The following is a 16,838-nucleotide window of genomic DNA, read 5'->3' as shown; positions in this document are numbered from 1 at the left end:
GTGTGAGACGGCTTTTATCTAATAGATCACTGCTGATTATTCAACTTCTTCGTAAGCGCCGCTGGCATTCAGTATAAGATGTAGCTCCTCAGTACCAGATGGATTAAATGTTTTAAAAGTAATCAAATATTTCTGACCAACTTCTGAAGCCGGATATTTCGATTTCAACCAGGCCCCCAAATATTTTATGATATCTTCATCAGAGGATAATCTCTTATCAAAGTTCCCATATCTTGTTATACTGGCTTTAGCTGCTTCATTGGTTACAAGTGCTCCGATAGCTGTGTAATCACTGCTTGCCAGACTAAGCTTGATCGTATTGTCGGGAACCCACTGTCCACCATCATGGCCGAACTGCAAGGTTTGCTTAGTTACGTCTTCAACTGCAAGCCATTTAGCTCCATCGTATTTGAATATAACAAGGTTATCTTCATTATGACGGACATTATTAGCATCCGTGTATGAATACACATAAATTGCAGCACGGGTATCGCCGGTTTTGTTATAAGGAAATAGTTCACCAAAGTAAATGCCTAAATTCTCTTTAGCAGTGGTGCGATTTCCGAAATTGGAGAAATTTTGTGCCATCGCCTTATAGTCATTGGCAGAGGGAATAAAAGCAATATACCAGGTGTCGCCGATGTAAACCAGTCTGCTGGTTTGCGTAGTGGTTACCCCTGAGACACGGTATTCGTACGTCAAAGTAACCACATCATATTGAGCAGGGTTTGGATACTTATATCTCACTGCACTTAGGATCTGAGCCTCGCTACTCAAATTGGGAAAATTGATACCTATGGCAGTGTAGTCCGAAGCAGTTAAAGTAAATGAAGCAGTTTGTTTTATTTTTATAGCATTATAATAATCATAAGTCACCAAAGCGGAAGAACCTTTACCCAACTGCGGGAACTTTTTACTTAAAATTACAGGGACAAATGTTTTAACAGAATCGATGTGGTTGAAATTATTGTTTTTTACTATGTTTCCAGCCCCACTGACTCCATTCAGCAATGAATAATCGGCAGAAGCTAATGGAACAACAAGATCATATCCTTTTTCACTGTTGGTTTTATCCAACTCATTATAAGTATCTTCCAACGGATCGCAGGCTGTAATAGCCACCAATACTAAAGAAAGTAAATAAATAATTTTTTTCATATCTATAGTTTTAGAAATTAACTTTTAAACCAGTGGTCCAGGTTCTGCCTACGCCAAAAAACACTGTTGAATTCGATGCGTTGTTAATGCCATCAGTACCAAATTGGGCAGTTGAATCAGAAATATACTCGGTATTGAAAACATTGTTTACGTTTCCAAATAAAGAGGCATTTAATCCATTTATTTTGAACCTGATTACTGCATTAATGTCAAACAATCCATAATCTGGCACAACCCATGGCTTTAATCCCTGGGTATTTAAATTAAGCACATTAAAATCTGAAGTAAAGTTGCCATAGTAGTTATAGTCAGCACCAATTTTCAGCTCCCTTGTAACGTTGAAGTCCACACCTAAAGCAGCCGTAGTTTGGGCCGCGTCACCCACGTTTATGTCCTTGGTATACACGTTCACAGTTTCAATTAAGTTCTGATTATCATCATACAGGGTTACACCTTCCAGGTTATTCTTCCACTTCCAGTCACCTACCGATAACATTCCTGTTATAGTAACTACATTTAAAGGTTTATATCTGAAATCAAGCTCCACGCCCTGATGAAGCGCATCGACTCCCAAAAGATTAGCTACTAACCGCTCATTGCCCTGGCCATAATAAGTTTTCGTAAAAGCCTTGTCATTCCACCTGGTGCGGTAAAGGTTTACGTTAGCAGACAGCTTTGCGCTCCGATAACCGTATCCTAATTCATAACTAAGGATCTTCTCGTTCTTTGCATCCTTGTTAGCAACGTTAGCATTATTAACATATACCGCGTTAAAAAAGGGCGCTTTTTCAAAATATCCAAGATTAGCAAATACATTATGCTTAGCATCAAGATTGTAATTTGCACCCCCTTTTGTCTGGAAGCCAATAAAGTTTACAAAATCTGTTTCCCGCAAAGGGTCTGATTCTGTGTATTTGAAATAATCTATCCTTTTATAGGAAGTATTGGACAAAGCACCGGAAATAAATGCAGACAAAGGCCCTTCAGAGTATTCTCCTTGAATAAATCCACCTTGCCAAAGGACAATTCCTTTATCATTGTAACTCCATCTGTCGCCTATTCCTTTTCTTGAATTAGGATTATTTACATCAGTGGTATTTAAAATGTAATCGCCTCCCCAGGGATCTATCACTTTTTTGTAGTGTTCACCCTCATAATACCTCAAATCAAGTCCGGCTAGCAGATTTAGTCTATCGGTTACTTCACGCTGATAAGTACTTAAAACGCCGTACCATTTATGATCGTTGCGAGTTTCGCTTAACCAGGCCAGTGATCTTCCATCAGCTGAGTTTACGTTCATCTGAACAATCGTATCAAGGTCAATGGGAGAATATTCATCGCCTGTTCTAAAATCAGTGAGTGCAGGAAACGATGAACTCTTTTCATCCAGTCTGGAGCCCCCTCGTCCTATTGAAACGTACGCTGCTGTAGACAAAGACGATTTTTCGTCTATGGTCCAGTAATGGTTTAATGAAAACTGTGGTTTATGGTAAAAATTCACACCCAGATTAATTGTTTCGCCATTCAATACTCCCCTGTCATCGGCATTATATCTTATACCTGCAGGAGCGTCTCTATAGGTCTGAATCGTTTGGCGGAAGTATCTTTGAGCATGAGTTTGAGGAGCACCAAAACCTGTCAGAGACAATGTATGATTAGAGTTTATAATTTTTGAGACGTTAAAAAAGTAATTATACCCTTCGAAGTCTAACCCCTGCGCCCAACCGTCACCTTTAGTCTTTGCACCGGAAACTGAAAAAGCCCATCCCTTTTCAGACAAACCGGACGAATAGGAAAATGTCGTTTTGTTATAGTCATTATTCCCAAACCCTTGATATATCGATCCGCCTTTTTCGGTATCGGTACTCCGGGTGATAATATTAATAGTACCACCGACAGAAGGTACAGCTACTTTCGAAGCTCCAAGCCCTCTTTGTACCTGCATCGATCGTGTAACGTCGGTTAATCCAGCCCAGTTTGACCAATAAACGGCTCCGTTCTCCATTCCGTTGATCGGAATACCATTGATCATCACTGCGATATTTTCACTTTGAAATCCTCTTAGGTTTATTCTTGAATCCCCGTAACCACCTCCCGCTTTCGTAGCGTAAACACCCGGCGTTGATTTTAGTAATTCCGGAAACTCCTGATTGCCCAGCTTCTCTTCAATTTGTACTGATCCCACCGTTGATACAGCTACCGGAGTTTTCCTGTCAATGGCAATGTTATTAGCTGTTACTACTACCTCAGTCAAAGCCGAGCTCGACTCCAATGAAACAGTTCCTACATTTTTAGTTCCGGAAATTTCGTAAACGGTAAGCTCTTTTTGTACATATCCAACATAACTTATTACTATTGTTACATCTGATGTCTCTGCTTTTATTGAAAATGACCCGTCAAGACTAGTGGGAGCCGCCGTTGATGTGCCTCTTATAACCACAGATGCTCCAGGAAGAGATTCTTTAGTTACGGCATCAATTACTTTTCCCTTTAGTATTCCCTGAGCAAATCCTGTCGTTACAGTCAACATAAGAATGTAAACTGTAATTATTGGAACGTAAACTTTCCTCATACTTTGCTGATTTTTTATTTTGTGAATGTTGCCAGCAAATGTAAGGATAATTGATAAATTTTAAATCGAAGCAGCGATATAATTAAAAAATAATAATAAATTCACGAATAATTAACGAAAATGTAATTTAACTATTTTTTATTAACGAAAACAATTTAAGACATCCCTTTGAGACAACTTTTTCGAAGGAAGATTAAAAACTTAGCATTTTTAATGCAAGGGTTGGAACTTAAAGTAAATAACTTGTTAAGGTTAATTTCAAGTTAAAAAAGGAACAGATATTGCAGTTCCAAAAGCCAATCTAACATCCAACTATCCCTACCCCTAGCGTCACCCGCGGTTCCTCGCATCCTCCCCAACTTACCCCCAACTTATGTATGTCTCTATTTTAAATCAGGGCTGTGTGCCGGATGAGTCCGCGTTTCTGGTAGTGAAACCCGGACTCGGTGCTGATTAAACAATGATAACTATGTGAGACATACATATTTCGTTTAGGAGTTGGGGGTCTGAGGGGGGCTCTTTGGTCAGGATCTTTTTTTTATCAAATATGATCTGCGTCATTTAAATCTCCTGCCTCCCTGTGTATCTTTCTGTTATATTTCTTTTTCATCATGGCAATAGTAGACAAGTTTGGCGGCATCCATGGAGCTTTCTCCAATTTGGTATATCGTACTTATCGCAATATGCGGATTCTTCAGATGAAGCCTAAAAAGGTTAAGCAGACAAACAATTCCAAGCAAGCGGGGAAGGAATTCGGCTTATGCGCCACCACCGGGCGAATAATGCGCGATGTTTTTCATCATATTTATGCCGGTTATGATGGTGAGATGGTTAACCGGCTCTGCGGTGTGTTGCGGCAAAGTATTACAGCCAGCAAAACGAAACAAAGAGGGGAAAGGGATCTTCATGACGGAGAACTGAGCTTCCTGGAGGGTTTTCAGTTTAATAAAAATTCGCCGCTGGATAAAGTGATGAAAGTGCGTCCCGCTGTTTCATTAAACCAGGAGGGTAAAGTTCAGGTTAATTTACCGGCTATCCGTAAGGATCAGCTTTTTACAGGCCCCAAACAGAATCACCGATGGTATACTTTAAGGCTGACACTGGCATCGTTTGATTTTAAAAAGGAGGTCTACAGTTATATAGGGTACCGGGATCTCCGTATCAGACGCGGAATGGCTGTGGATGCGCAGGAATGGGTGTTCGATGAAGTTTTGCCTGCTAACCGGGTGATTGTGCTGAGTATGTCTCTTCATGCCTATAAGGAGGATAAACTGGATGGACTCCAAAGTATCAATTCAAAAGAATGGAGCCCTGCGGAGATCATAGGGGCATGGCATACTCCCCCTGTTCAGGAAAGTAATCCGGATGAAGAACTAAAAGTGGAAGAGAAGCTGGAGCCAATGAATGATTATCTGGGCAACAAAATACTTCAGGATATATTAGCCTTACAGGCTCTAATCCCGCCGCCGGAGCCAAACGGACTTCGCGAAAAGCGTAAACCCAGGTATATCGAAGAGCCTGAATTTGATCTGCCCAATGGGGATATTAAGTTTGAAAAATAAAAAATAAGCAGATACTCTCGGCAAGGATACTGATGCAAGCAGTAACTATTCGAATCGTTTAGATAAAAAGGTTCTACACGAAACTGCAATGTAATCGGATTTCTTTTTGTAAACCCCACACAATTTGTAGATTTGCCACAACAAAAATTTTAAACATTGAAATTCAGATGAAACCTGCCAAAATCAGGTAAGCAGGCAGGCACATCAGGCAATAAAAAACAAATAAATATTCTGATGAATTACGACTTAATAGTTATTGGAAGCGGCCCGGGAGGTTATGTGGCTGCAATTCGCGGAGCGCAGCTTGGATTAAAAACCGCTGTTGTAGAGCGCGAATCGCTTGGTGGTATCTGTCTTAACTGGGGCTGTATCCCAACCAAGGCCCTTTTGAAAAGCGCGCAGGTTTTCGAATATATAAATCATGCAGAAGACTATGGAATTAAAGTTCAGGGTGGAGAAGCTGACTTTGGCGCTGTTGTTAAGCGTAGCCGCGGCGTAGCCGATGGGATGAGCAAAGGCATCCAGTTTCTGATGAAAAAGAACAAGATTGACGTGATCATGGGGACTGCTAAAATTAAAAAAGGCGGTAAAATTGAGGTTAAAGCCGCTGATGGATCAGCTAAGGAATATACCGCTAAACATACCATTCTCGCCACTGGCGCCCGCTCACGCGAATTGCCCAACTTAAAACAGGATGGCAAGAAAATTATTGGTTATCGCCAGGCTATGAACCTTCCTGAACAACCTAAAAGCTTAATAGTGGTAGGTTCAGGCGCAATTGGAATCGAGTTAGCCTATTTCTATAATGCAATGGGTACCAAGGTAACCGTAGTTGAGTTTATGGACCGCATTGTGCCGGTGGAAGACGAAGAAATTTCGAAACAACTGGAACGCAGCCTGAAAAAAGCAGGTATCAATATTCTAACAAATGCGAACGTTGAATCTGTTGATACTTCAGGAAATGGCTGCAAAGCTCAGGTTAAAACAGCAAAAGGTGTTGAAACTTTGGAGGCAGATATCGTGCTTTCGGCTGTTGGAATTACTCCAAACATCGAAAACATCGGTCTGGAAGAAGTTGGTGTTAAAACCGACAAAGGACGCGTACTTGTTGACGACTTCTACAAAACCAATATTGAAGGCGTTTATGCTATTGGCGACATTGTGAAGGGACAGGCCCTGGCACACGTTGCCTCGGCTGAAGGTATCATTTGCGTTGAAAAGATTGCAGGCCACCATCCGGAGCCTTTAAATTATAACAACATCCCCGGATGTACCTATTGCTCTCCTGAAATTGCTTCAGTAGGTTTCACTGAAAAAGCAGCTAAGGATGCTGGCTATGAAATTAAAGTTGGAAAATTTCCTTTCTCTGCTTCGGGTAAAGCAAGTGCAGGCGGCAACAAAGATGGCTTTGTTAAAGTGATCTTTGACGCTAAATATGGTGAGTTCCTGGGTGCACATTTAATTGGAGCTAATGTTACTGAAATGATAGCAGAGGTTGTTGTTGCCCGTAAATTGGAAACTACAGGAATGGACATCGTCAAAACGGTTCACCCACACCCAACCATGAGTGAAGCTATTATGGAAGCTGCTGCAGATGCATACGGTGAGGTCATCCACTTATAAAAACCTATAAAATAAGCAATAGAATCATCTTTATATATCCGACCTGCCTTAGTGGCAGGTCTTTTTTATTATAGACATCTCCATATTTTGGGAGATGACACGCATTTAAACATTAATACAACGCTTCATAACTTCTATGAAACTTTACAGCATTGAAACCGGAAACTTTAAACTGGATGGAGGAGCTATGTTTGGGGTGGTGCCAAAAAGTATCTGGCAAAAAACTAATCCGGCCGATGAAAATAATCTTTGTGACCTGGCAATGCGCTCTTTGCTTGTTGAAGATGGCAACCGGCTGATTCTTGTTGATACAGGGATTGGCAACAAACAGACTGAAAAGTTCCTAAACTACTACTATCTGCATGGAAATTCTAGTCTCGAAAAATCTTTAGCGGAATATGGATTTCATAAGGATGACATAACCGATGTGTTTCTTACGCATTTACACCTTGACCATGTTGGAGGTGCTATTGAACGACAACAGGATAAGTTAATTCCAGCTTTTAAAAATGCTGTGTATTGGACAAATCAGCGACATTGGGACTGGGCGATAAATCCTAATGAGCGGGAAAAAGCCTCTTTCCTAAAAGAAAACATTGTTCCGATACATCAATCCGGACAGCTAAAGTTTGTAAATGAGCAAATTGCCGGCTTTATTCCTGATTTCAACATTCGCTTCACCTACGGCCATACTGACGCAATGATGCTGCCGCAGCTGACATACAAAGACAAAACGATCGTTTTTGTTGCCGACCTGATTCCTACAGCTGGTCATATTCCGGTGCCTTACGTTGCCGGCTACGACGTTTTCCCTTTAACCTCAATGAATGAAAAGAAAAGTTTTTTAGAAGAAGCTTTTAAAAATAATTACATCTTGTTTTTTGAGCACGATGCGGTGAACGAATGCTGCACCTTAGTAGAAACTGAAAGGGGACTGCGCTTGGGTGAGTCATTCAAATTAACTAATATATAAAACCTATTTAAATTCCTTCGAACCTTGATGCAGAGCTTTGGTTTTCAATGCATCATGTTGAAAGCAACGTCACATTAGAAGATTCGCAGCCTAATGTTATAAAGTGTTAAAAGGGGATTTTTTTTCTGTAAATGGAATGATTTTTGCTATTTACATATTGCATTATTAAAAATTTTTTATTACAACTTTTCGCACATTTTACCGTTAAAAGCAGTAAAAGTTTTTAACTTTGCGCACGCTTAAGAAAGGGGTATCATACTTTAAATGAGACAACTCAAAATTACACAATCGATTACCAATCGCGAGTCGCAGTCACTCGACAAGTACCTGCATGAGATTGGTAAGGTAGATTTGATTACTGCAGAGGAAGAAGTAATCCTTGCACAAAAAATTCGTGAAGGTGACCAGGCTGCCCTGGAACGCTTAACAAAAACTAACTTACGTTTCGTTGTATCCGTAGCAAAACAATATCAGAATCAAGGCCTTACATTAGGCGATTTGATTAACGAAGGAAATCTTGGCTTGATTAAAGCCGCTAAACGTTTTGACGAAACTAAGGGTTTTAAATTTATTTCGTACGCTGTTTGGTGGATTCGCCAATCGATACTACAAGCTATTGCCGAGCAGTCGCGTATTGTACGTTTGCCATTGAATCAGGTAGGATCTCTAAGTAAGATAAGTAAAGCTTTTTCAAAGCTTGAACAGGAATACGAGCGTGAGCCTTCTCCGGAAGAATTGGCAGATATCCTTGAAACAACAGTTGATAAGATCTCTGACACATTGAGCAATTCAGGCCGTCATGTTTCTATGGATGCTCCATTTGTTCAGGGAGAGGAAAACACGTTACTGGATGTACTGGAAAATGATGACCCAAATACAGACAGTAATCTGATCAATGAATCGCTGTCGGAGGAAATTAAACGTTCTCTACAAACTTTAACTGAACGCGAACGCGAAATAATCGTATTGTTTTTTGGTTTGGGAACCAATCATCCATTGTCTCTTGAAGAGATTGGAGAAAAATTCAACCTTACCCGCGAACGTGTACGTCAGATCAAAGATAAAGCGCTTCAGCGTCTTCGTCATACTTCCAGAAGTAAAATTTTGAAATCCTACCTTGGATAGTATTTTCTGAAACAAATTGAGAGGCTTCCCTGATACGGAAGCCTTTTTTTGTGAACCGTTGTGTTCTTGATTATTTATACCTATTAACATGTACTGGTACGAAGAAGAAGTCCAGCGTTTGGAACGCGAAAGGCAAGCACTAAAATACACCCCCAGAACTCTTTTTTATGGCAGTTCGTCTATCCGCTTATGGTCTGACCTCTATCAGCAATTCAAGGAATTAGTACCCGTCAACCTTGGCTTCGGCGGTTCTACCATGGCTGCATGTGTTTGGTTCTTCGACAGGATAGTCCCGGCTTTCAAGCCCGAACTCATCGTCATTTACGCTGGCGACAATGATCTGGGAGATGGCAGGCATCCCGAAGAAGTGTTTATCTTCTTCCAGCACCTCATGACCAAAATCCGGAAAAGATTTGGCAATATACCTGTATTCTTTATATCTATTAAACCAAGTATCTGTAGACGAAACATTTTAGACCGCATCAGGTTTACCAACCAGATTATCAATGAAGAATTATCAAAAGACCCTGATGCCTGCTTTATTGACGTTTATCACCAAATGCTGGACAAGTATGGGCATCCCGTTGGAGCTTTTTTCGAAGAAGATGGCCTGCATCTTAATGAAAAAGGTTATGAGCTTTGGAAAGCAGTTATTTCACTGCACATCAAATCGTTTTTCAAACAAATGTAGTCTTAAAAGCTGCTTAAAACATGCATAGAGAATATCACAAATGGTATAGTGAACATCTTAACAAGGAAATGGAGCTGCTGATTTTTGGTCTTTCCGGAAAACCAGTCTTATTGTTCCCCACCCGCTGCGCACGTTTTTTTGACTACGAAAACTGGCAAGTACTGGATGGCATAAGAGACAAGATAGATCAGGGCTTGCTACAGGTCTACTGCGTAGACAGCGTCGATAAAGAAAGTTTCTATAACGATGATATACCTGGAGAAGAGCGATTAAAAAGACATCTTCAGTATGAAAATTATATTATCCGGGAGGTTCTTCCACTTATCCGGTTAAAAAACCACGATCCTTTTCTTATTTCCGCCGGCTGTAGTATGGGAGCTTACCATGCGGTGAATGCCGCTTTTAAGCATCCGCATATATTTTCTAAGGTGTTAGGTATGAGTGGTCGCTACGATCTTACCTACGCACCCGGTCACTTTAATGACCTGCTGAACACCCACTGGAGTGAAGATGTTTATTTCAATATGCCTAGCCAGTATTTATCCAATCTGGCTGACATGAGTGTAATTGAGCAGATCCGGCGAATGGAGATCATCTTGGTACTGGGCAAAGACGACCTCTTCCTCAGCAACAACCTACTCCTCAGTAAACTACTCCAGGAACGGAACATCCAACACCAGTTGCACCTATGGGAAGATGAGGCTCATAAACCCTGGTACTGGAAATTGATGCTGAACGAGTATCTTTAACTTAAAAGGCTGTCGTCCTGCATCAAACATCTCACAGAATACTGCTGTTACTATTGCACGTTATTGTGAATGAAACAGACAGCCACTTTCTATAAGATTTTTCTATTACTCTTGCTCGGAAGAACAGCCGCAGCTCAAACGTCTCTGCAGTTTACCGACAGCATCGAAGCTCGTGCAAATCCTATGTACGACATGGTTTCCTCCACTCACCGTGCGCTTTTTGGCGAAAACTACCGGAAAGAATGGGCCGCAGCTACCAGGTTACCCATAATAAAGCTGTCTCAAATCAGGGGAGGATTAAGCCCTACGGAAGCTGGAGGTGGCCATCAATCAAACTCATTGAGATTAAAAGATAGCTCCGGAAGGGAATGGGTGCTCCGCAGTGTAAATAAATCTACTGAGAAGCTGGCTCCCGACATGTTGCAAGGCACCGTGTACGAAGAATGGCTGGAAGATAATTTTTCTGCGCAACACCCGTACTCGGCGCTGATAGTCCCCGTACTGGCTAATGCGGTGAGTGTGCCGCACACAAACCCCGTTATTGGCTGGGTGGCGCCAGATAACATACTGGGCAAATATGAAAAAGATTTTGCAGGTACACTTTGTTTGCTTGAAGAACGCGAGCCGGAAGGAGATTCAGACAGTACTCCGACAATGTTATCCAACCTGGAGAAAGATCATGACAACCGGCTAGACAGCATCACGTTTTTCAAGGCACGTTTACTTGACCTGCTCATAGCGGACTGGGGGCGACATGCAGATCAATGGCGCTGGGTCGACAACAAAGACAGTAAAGATGCTGGCAGCGGCATAAATTACCTGACAGTGCCAAGGGACAGGGACCAGGTATTTTATGTAAATGAAGGAATTATCACCAGGCGAGCATCAGGGCTCGCGCCACTTGCCTTCCTTGAAGGCTTCAACGCAGAATACAAAGATGTTAATACCGCACTGCTTAACGGGGGCACACTTAATCAGCAATTTCTGAACCAGTTCTCCTACCAGCGTTGGATGGAGCTAACCAGAGAGTTTGTTGCTGCCTTACCCGACCCTGTTTTGAAAAAAGCAATTGAGCGCCTGCCGGAAAGCTCCCGCCGTCTTCGAGGCGACGAGCTATTGAACAAGTTAAAGAGCCGTCGCGATAACCTTATCCCTGCAATGGATACCTACTACCGCTTTTTGTATCGTATAGTGGATATCAGAACCTCCAATGAAAACGAATGGGTTGATATTTATGATCACCCGGGTGGCGCCATAAGCGTTGTGATTTCCAAAGGCAGTGCTATGGGGACTAAGGGCGAAGTGATATTCCATAATATCTTCAAACCGGATGTAACCAGGGAGGTCAGACTATTTATTGGCAAGGGGCAAGATAAGATAAACGTTAACACTCCCGAAACTGAGATTAAGCTACGTATTATCGGCGGCGAAGGCCAAAAAAACTATAATGTTAAATCTTCAGCAAGAAAGATCCATGTTTATGAAGACCGGGGTGATGATATCTTCACCAACCCTGGCAACGACCTTTTCAAACACCTTTCCAATGACACCCTTAATGTCAAAAAAGAATTTACCAACCTCTATCCAAACTCTGGTTTATCACCAGCGGTAGGTTTTCGATCAGACGACGGCCTACTTCTTGGATTATCTTACAAGTTAGAGAATGAGGGCTTCCGAAAAAAACCCTATGGAAACGTTCAAAAATTCACGGCTTTGAAAAGCCTTACAACAAAGACAGTACGTTTTAAATATGAAGCCGAATGGCTAAAAATAGCCAAGAAAACTGACTTCCTGATTAACGGCTATGCCGATGTGCCAAGTAACAGGTTTAACTTTTTTGGTCGCGGGAACGAAACGGTGTTTAATGACTCAGGCGACTTCCGGGACTTTTACCGTGTGACATTCAATTTCTTTACTATTGAACCGGCTTTTCGATATCGTTCAGGCAAGCATTTAACTTTTAACACCGGGCCCTCTTATCAGTATTCAAAGCTAAAGACTAAAGATAACACCGGTCGTTTCATCAAAATTCCCGAACTTGCTGAAACCTATATCGGCACTAATCTTACTAATGAAAAAGCTCATGCAGGTGCCTTTCTTAAGATCGACTATGATACCAGGGATTCCGAAATGTTCCCAGCGAAAGGGCTTCACTGGAGTTTCCGCCTGCATGCTTACGAAGGACTAAACAACTATTCTGATGATTTTATTCAGGCATTTCCGCAACTGTCCTTCTACCAGGCGCTAGATAAGGATGCAAACATTGTATTGGCTAATCGCAGCGGAGGAATACTGACAAAGGGACAAACTGCTTTTTATCAGAGTGCCTTTCTGGGAGGTCATGACAACCTTCAGGGATTTCTTAAATTCAGGTTTGCCGGCGACCATGTCATTTATAACAACCTCGAACTCAGGATTAACCTGCCAAACTTCTTGCATTATACTCTGCCGGGCAAGTTCGGCTTAGTCGCTTTTTACGATATAGGCAGGGTTTGGGTTAAAGGTGAAGAGTCTCAAAAATATCACCACGGAACTGGTGGAGGAATCTACATCGCCCCGTTTAAACGCTTTTTGGCCCGTGGTATACTTGGTTATTCAGAAGAAGGTATTTTCCCCAATGTTTCTTTTGGGCATCGCTTCTAAACTTAAGTTATGATTTTACAAAGAAAACGGATTATTTTTTATGTTTTGACACTACTGTTAAGCGGTTTCATTCTGCTCACGGCTTTCATTTCATTCTTTCCGGAATCGATGCTCGACCGTGAGTTTTCTGAAGAGGTTCAGGAACATCAGCACCCTTTGGTAGACACTCTGATGAAAGCGATCAGCTTTCCCGGGCAAAGACCTTACTCCATTATTATGATTGTACTGACCTCCTTCTCCTTCCTACTTTTCCGGTTTAAGAAAGAAGCGCTGTTTATGCTCTTCACCTCCTTTTCAGGCTTGATCAGCCATTCGCTCAAAATACTTATTGATCGCCCCCGTCCAACAGACAGCTTCGTTAGGATTATCGAAAAGGCCGAACATCAGAGTTTTCCTAGTGGGCACGTCCTTTTCTATGTAATATTTTTTGGTTTTTTAGTGGTTTTAATGTACCACCTAGAAGCAATTCCTAAGACGATCCGCTTATCGATTTCAGGGGTCGCATTATTTTTGATCTTCACCGTTCCGCTTTCGCGAATTTATTTAGGTGCACATTGGTTTACTGATGTTACTGCAGCCTTTCTCCTGGGCTTGGTGTGTTTATTTTTCCTAAGCTACTTTTATTTAAAAAAACAAGCTTAGCCTCTGTTAAGCCTGAAGACTTAACCGCGTTTCAGTCTGTTTAAGCAGGTCCTGCAAGGAGGCATGATCGAGAAAACGTTCAAAACACAATCCTTCGAGTGAAAATTTCAGAATATCAAACATCGCTTCCTGATCGTACGATACAAGCTGCTCTTCACCAGAATTATTACAGGAGCACAAAAAACTTTGACATCTTTCGCAAAGAAACAGATAGGCCAAAACAGTTGCATCACTTTTGCCTTCCTTAACTTCAGTAGTTAGACGGTCATTTGACAGAATACGCTGTTGAATCTCATTGATAAGCCGGTTGAAAATAGAAGGCCGGATATATCCATATTTAAACTCATATTTATTTAAAAAGGAAGTACTTATTGCATCAAGAGCTTTTAATATTTTCCGCTTCTCTTTATTGCAATTTCCCCTGACCAACGCTTTGTAAGTTTTCTTAACCTTTCGAAGTACTGGATGATTGAAATTCACGAACTTATATTTATAACTATACAAGCTATTTGCTATATTCACATGGCGAAGGTAATAAGTTTGCCTTTATATTTATTAACAATTTTCAGGTTTTTTCACCCTAATATTGTCAGTATCGCACCAGCAGAAAAGATTTATTCAATTTTTTAAATAAATCGACAAAAAAGAAAAGAAAGATGGAAAAAATATCGAGATCTGAGTTTACCGGAAGTGATACAGGATTTGACAGCTTTTTTCCTCAATATATCAGGGAGTTATCTCATAGGCACTGGACGCCCTTTTCAGTAATTCTCGAAGCTGCCGACTTTCTGGCTCAAGGAGGCGGACGAGTGCTTGACATTGGAAGCGGCATAGGGAAATTCTGCCTTCTGGCAGCCCATCGTTATCCGGAAGTGACGTTCTGTGGTGTTGAACAGCGGGAAGACCTTGTTGAGCTCGCCATTCTGGCAAAAGATTTTTATAAGATTGAGAATACCGACTTCCTTCCCGGCAATTTCAAAGACCTCAACTTTGATTTGTATGATCATTTCTATTTCTACAATTCTTTCTTTGAAAACCTGGATGATACTGATGCCATAGATTCAGAGCTTGATTACTCACGAGGGTTATATACGCTTTATTCTAATTTACTGCTAAAGCAGCTGGATGCTAAACCTTCGGGAACGCGACTGGCGACTTTTGATGTAAATATTAGCCAGATACCGGGGAATTACAAATTAGCAAAGATCTCGAAGTCTGACCATTTGAAATTGTGGATAAAGCACTAGCTTATCCCCATTTCTGAAAGCTTCGATACAGGCAAAAGAACACCTTTTTAACATCTACCCCACAACTTTCACGCTTGATCCGAGACTTGCAAGTAATGTGAAAACCTACACAAACTAAAAAACCTCCAGAAATCTGAAGGTTTTTAGTTTGTGGTATCAGCTGGAATCGAACCAGCGACACAAGGATTTTCAGTCCTTTGCTCTACCAACTGAGCTATGATACCATCCCGTTGGGGTTGCAAATGTAGTTTCTTTTTTGGTTTAAAAAAACTTTTTTGAAAAAAAGATCCGCCCGTTCAAATACATGAACGGGCAACCTTATATTAACACATTGATCATTTTAGAAGTTAGGTATGAGGGCATAACTTCTGAATCAAAACTATGTGCAAAAACAACACAGTACAATACCTACTTCTTGGTATTTTTACAACAGCTCCACCACTCGCTAACAGTTCTTCATCAGAAGACCACCGAAATCTGCTACTGGCAACAAATAAACTTTATGAAACTGCCCTGAAACTTGAACCGTTAATTTTACTTATTTTTACATATGCAAATTTCAGAAGACTCAAGAGTTTGGATTTATCAGGCAGACAGAGCTTTTACCGGGGCGGAAAAAGAACAGATTGAAGATGCGTTGAAAGACTTTACATCTCAATGGCAGGCCCATGGCTTTCAGTTAAGCGCAGATGCTGAAGTACGATACAACCGCTTTATCATTTTAATGGTAGACGAAGCTCAGGCTGGCGCCACTGGCTGCTCGATTGACAAATCGGTAAGAATGATCAAAGACTTTGAACAGCAATTTAATGTAAACCTCTTTGATCGCCTGAACATAGCCTTCCGCAGAGGAGACGATATTTTATCTTTGGACCGCGACAGGTTCGAACAGGAAATACAGAGCGGGCGTGTAACAGAAGACACCATTGTTTTTAACAACCTGGTTCAAACTAAAAAAGAACTGGATACTAACTGGGAGACTCAGTTCCGCAATAGCTGGCATGCAAGAGTATATGAAAGCATTCTTGCTGCAGGCAACTAACATTACTTCATTGATGCTGTTTAAACGGAATCTTCCCGATTGTCCTCATATTTCTCAGGATGAGCTGCTGCTTATAATAAATATAGGGCGTCGGCTTTGCTGGCGTCCATTTACGCGGGTTGGGTAACACCGCAATAAGCAGGGCCGCCCGCCTTTTTGTGAGACGCGTGGCAGCCTTGTTAAAATACTCTTGCATTGCAGCCTCTGCACCGTAAATACCATCGCCCATCTCTGCGACATTCAAATAGACCTCCAGTATGCGTTCCTTGCTCCAAAGCAGCTCGATCAGAAGGGTAAAATACGCCTCGAACGCTTTCCGGATATACGACCTTCCAGGCCATAAGAACACATTCTTAGCCGTTTGCTGGCTGATCGTACTTCCGCCCCTTATGGGCTTACCTGCTTTGTTTTTTGCATAGGCCTTTTGAATGGATTTCATATCAAACCCATAGTGTTTCATAAAGTTGGCATCCTCGCCTGCTACAGCGGCATATTTAAGATTATTTGACAACTCATCAAAGCTGCGCCAATCTTTTTCAAGTTTCCATTCCTTTCCGTCAAACTTCCGCTCAAAGCCACGTTGAACCATTAGCCAGGTTAAGGGAGGATTTACGAAACGGTATAAAATCACCCATATAATCGTAACAGCGAAATACCAGAGAGCTAGCTTCCTGGTTATTCGCAGAATATTCTTAAATCTATTTTTTGATTTAGTTGGTTTTCTTTTCGCTGGAGGCATATGGGTAAAAATAAAAAGTGCTCCTGAAAAATCAGGAGCACTTCAGTATATTTCTTTGAATCTTAAAAAGAG

14 protein-coding genes and 1 tRNA gene are annotated in these 16,838 nt (G+C 41.4%); 10 read left to right on the top strand and 5 right to left on the bottom strand.

Annotation, left to right across the window (positions count from 1 at the left end):
* Positions 1-36: 36 nt before the first annotated feature.
* Together J3P37_RS00260 and J3P37_RS00255 are read right to left on the bottom strand one after the other, a co-directional pair.
* Complete coding sequence (locus tag J3P37_RS00260) at positions 37-1,158, bottom strand: hypothetical protein (protein WP_256008972.1); 1,122 nt, start codon at positions 1,156-1,158, stop codon at positions 37-39.
* A gap of 10 nt (positions 1,159-1,168) precedes the next feature.
* Positions 1,169-3,730: a TonB-dependent receptor gene (locus tag J3P37_RS00255; RefSeq protein WP_256008971.1), complete on the bottom strand. Its 2,562-nt coding sequence runs from the start codon at positions 3,728-3,730 to the stop codon at positions 1,169-1,171.
* Between the two features lie 611 nt (positions 3,731-4,341).
* Here J3P37_RS00255 and J3P37_RS00250 point away from each other — a divergent pair.
* From J3P37_RS00250 to J3P37_RS00215, 8 genes are all read left to right on the top strand, one after another.
* Complete coding sequence (locus J3P37_RS00250) at positions 4,342-5,292, top strand: hypothetical protein (protein ID WP_256008970.1); 951 nt, start codon at positions 4,342-4,344, stop codon at positions 5,290-5,292.
* A gap of 234 nt (positions 5,293-5,526) precedes the next feature.
* A complete protein-coding gene (lpdA, locus tag J3P37_RS00245) occupies positions 5,527-6,915 on the top strand; it encodes a dihydrolipoyl dehydrogenase (protein ID WP_256008969.1) in 1,389 nt (462 codons plus the stop codon).
* 136 nt (positions 6,916-7,051) lie between these two features.
* Complete coding sequence (locus J3P37_RS00240; RefSeq protein WP_256008968.1) at positions 7,052-7,888, top strand: MBL fold metallo-hydrolase; 837 nt, start codon at positions 7,052-7,054, stop codon at positions 7,886-7,888.
* Positions 7,889-8,152: 264 nt separating this feature from the next.
* On the top strand, positions 8,153-9,013 hold the full coding sequence (locus J3P37_RS00235) for a sigma-70 family RNA polymerase sigma factor (protein ID WP_109415596.1): 861 nt from the start codon (positions 8,153-8,155) through the stop codon (positions 9,011-9,013).
* 88 nt (positions 9,014-9,101) lie between these two features.
* On the top strand, positions 9,102-9,704 hold the full coding sequence (locus tag J3P37_RS00230; RefSeq protein ID WP_256008967.1) for an SGNH/GDSL hydrolase family protein: 603 nt from the start codon (positions 9,102-9,104) through the stop codon (positions 9,702-9,704).
* A 20-nt stretch (positions 9,705-9,724) separates the two neighbouring features.
* Positions 9,725-10,453, top strand: a complete 729-nt coding sequence (locus tag J3P37_RS00225) for an esterase family protein (RefSeq protein ID WP_256008966.1) — start codon at positions 9,725-9,727, stop codon at positions 10,451-10,453.
* 69 nt (positions 10,454-10,522) lie between these two features.
* Entirely contained in the window at positions 10,523-13,096 is a 2,574-nt protein-coding gene (locus J3P37_RS00220; protein WP_256008965.1) for a BamA/TamA family outer membrane protein, read from the top strand.
* A gap of 9 nt (positions 13,097-13,105) precedes the next feature.
* Entirely contained in the window at positions 13,106-13,738 is a 633-nt protein-coding gene (locus J3P37_RS00215; protein WP_256008964.1) for a phosphatase PAP2 family protein, read from the top strand.
* 6 nt (positions 13,739-13,744) lie between these two features.
* Here J3P37_RS00215 and J3P37_RS00210 read toward each other — a convergent pair whose 3' ends face one another.
* Positions 13,745-14,260: a hypothetical protein gene (locus J3P37_RS00210; RefSeq protein ID WP_256008963.1), complete on the bottom strand. Its 516-nt coding sequence runs from the start codon at positions 14,258-14,260 to the stop codon at positions 13,745-13,747.
* Between the two features lie 134 nt (positions 14,261-14,394).
* On the opposite strand from J3P37_RS00210, the gene J3P37_RS00205 reads away from it, so the two are divergent.
* Positions 14,395-14,985 (top strand): methyltransferase domain-containing protein, encoded by a 591-nt coding sequence (locus J3P37_RS00205; protein WP_256008962.1) that lies wholly within the window; start codon positions 14,395-14,397, stop codon positions 14,983-14,985.
* A gap of 151 nt (positions 14,986-15,136) precedes the next feature.
* Here the strand turns inward: J3P37_RS00205 and J3P37_RS00200 are convergent.
* Positions 15,137-15,209, bottom strand: a tRNA-Phe gene (locus tag J3P37_RS00200).
* 326 nt (positions 15,210-15,535) lie between these two features.
* On the opposite strand from J3P37_RS00200, the gene J3P37_RS00195 reads away from it, so the two are divergent.
* Entirely contained in the window at positions 15,536-16,027 is a 492-nt protein-coding gene (locus J3P37_RS00195) for an ABC transporter ATPase (protein WP_256008961.1), read from the top strand.
* A 7-nt stretch (positions 16,028-16,034) separates the two neighbouring features.
* Here J3P37_RS00195 and mtgA read toward each other — a convergent pair whose 3' ends face one another.
* Complete coding sequence (gene mtgA, locus J3P37_RS00190; RefSeq protein ID WP_256008960.1) at positions 16,035-16,766, bottom strand: monofunctional biosynthetic peptidoglycan transglycosylase; 732 nt, start codon at positions 16,764-16,766, stop codon at positions 16,035-16,037.
* Positions 16,767-16,838: the final 72 nt, after the last annotated feature.

The sequence above is a fragment of the Desertivirga xinjiangensis genome (genome assembly GCF_024436435.1).
Lineage (GTDB): Bacteria > Bacteroidota > Bacteroidia > Sphingobacteriales > Sphingobacteriaceae > Desertivirga > Desertivirga xinjiangensis.
Note: the sequence above shows the minus strand (reverse complement) of the source record. Positions and strands in the feature narration are given on the sequence as shown.

What these genes read in the sequence shown, in the direction of transcription:
- J3P37_RS00260 (WP_256008972.1), bottom strand. Translation starts at nt 1,158, where the DNA reads ATGAAAAAAATTATTTATTTACTTTCTTTAGTATTGGTGGCTATTACA.
- J3P37_RS00255 (WP_256008971.1), bottom strand. Translation starts at nt 3,730, where the DNA reads ATGAGGAAAGTTTACGTTCCAATAATTACAGTTTACATTCTTATGTTG.
- J3P37_RS00250 (WP_256008970.1), top strand. Translation starts at nt 4,342, where the DNA reads ATGGCAATAGTAGACAAGTTTGGCGGCATCCATGGAGCTTTCTCCAAT.
- lpdA (WP_256008969.1), top strand. Translation starts at nt 5,527, where the DNA reads ATGAATTACGACTTAATAGTTATTGGAAGCGGCCCGGGAGGTTATGTG.
- J3P37_RS00240 (WP_256008968.1), top strand. Translation starts at nt 7,052, where the DNA reads ATGAAACTTTACAGCATTGAAACCGGAAACTTTAAACTGGATGGAGGA.
- J3P37_RS00235 (WP_109415596.1), top strand. Translation starts at nt 8,153, where the DNA reads ATGAGACAACTCAAAATTACACAATCGATTACCAATCGCGAGTCGCAG.
- J3P37_RS00230 (WP_256008967.1), top strand. Translation starts at nt 9,102, where the DNA reads ATGTACTGGTACGAAGAAGAAGTCCAGCGTTTGGAACGCGAAAGGCAA.
- J3P37_RS00225 (WP_256008966.1), top strand. Translation starts at nt 9,725, where the DNA reads ATGCATAGAGAATATCACAAATGGTATAGTGAACATCTTAACAAGGAA.
- J3P37_RS00220 (WP_256008965.1), top strand. Translation starts at nt 10,523, where the DNA reads ATGAAACAGACAGCCACTTTCTATAAGATTTTTCTATTACTCTTGCTC.
- J3P37_RS00215 (WP_256008964.1), top strand. Translation starts at nt 13,106, where the DNA reads ATGATTTTACAAAGAAAACGGATTATTTTTTATGTTTTGACACTACTG.
- J3P37_RS00205 (WP_256008962.1), top strand. Translation starts at nt 14,395, where the DNA reads ATGGAAAAAATATCGAGATCTGAGTTTACCGGAAGTGATACAGGATTT.
- J3P37_RS00195 (WP_256008961.1), top strand. Translation starts at nt 15,536, where the DNA reads ATGCAAATTTCAGAAGACTCAAGAGTTTGGATTTATCAGGCAGACAGA.
- mtgA (WP_256008960.1), bottom strand. Translation starts at nt 16,766, where the DNA reads ATGCCTCCAGCGAAAAGAAAACCAACTAAATCAAAAAATAGATTTAAG.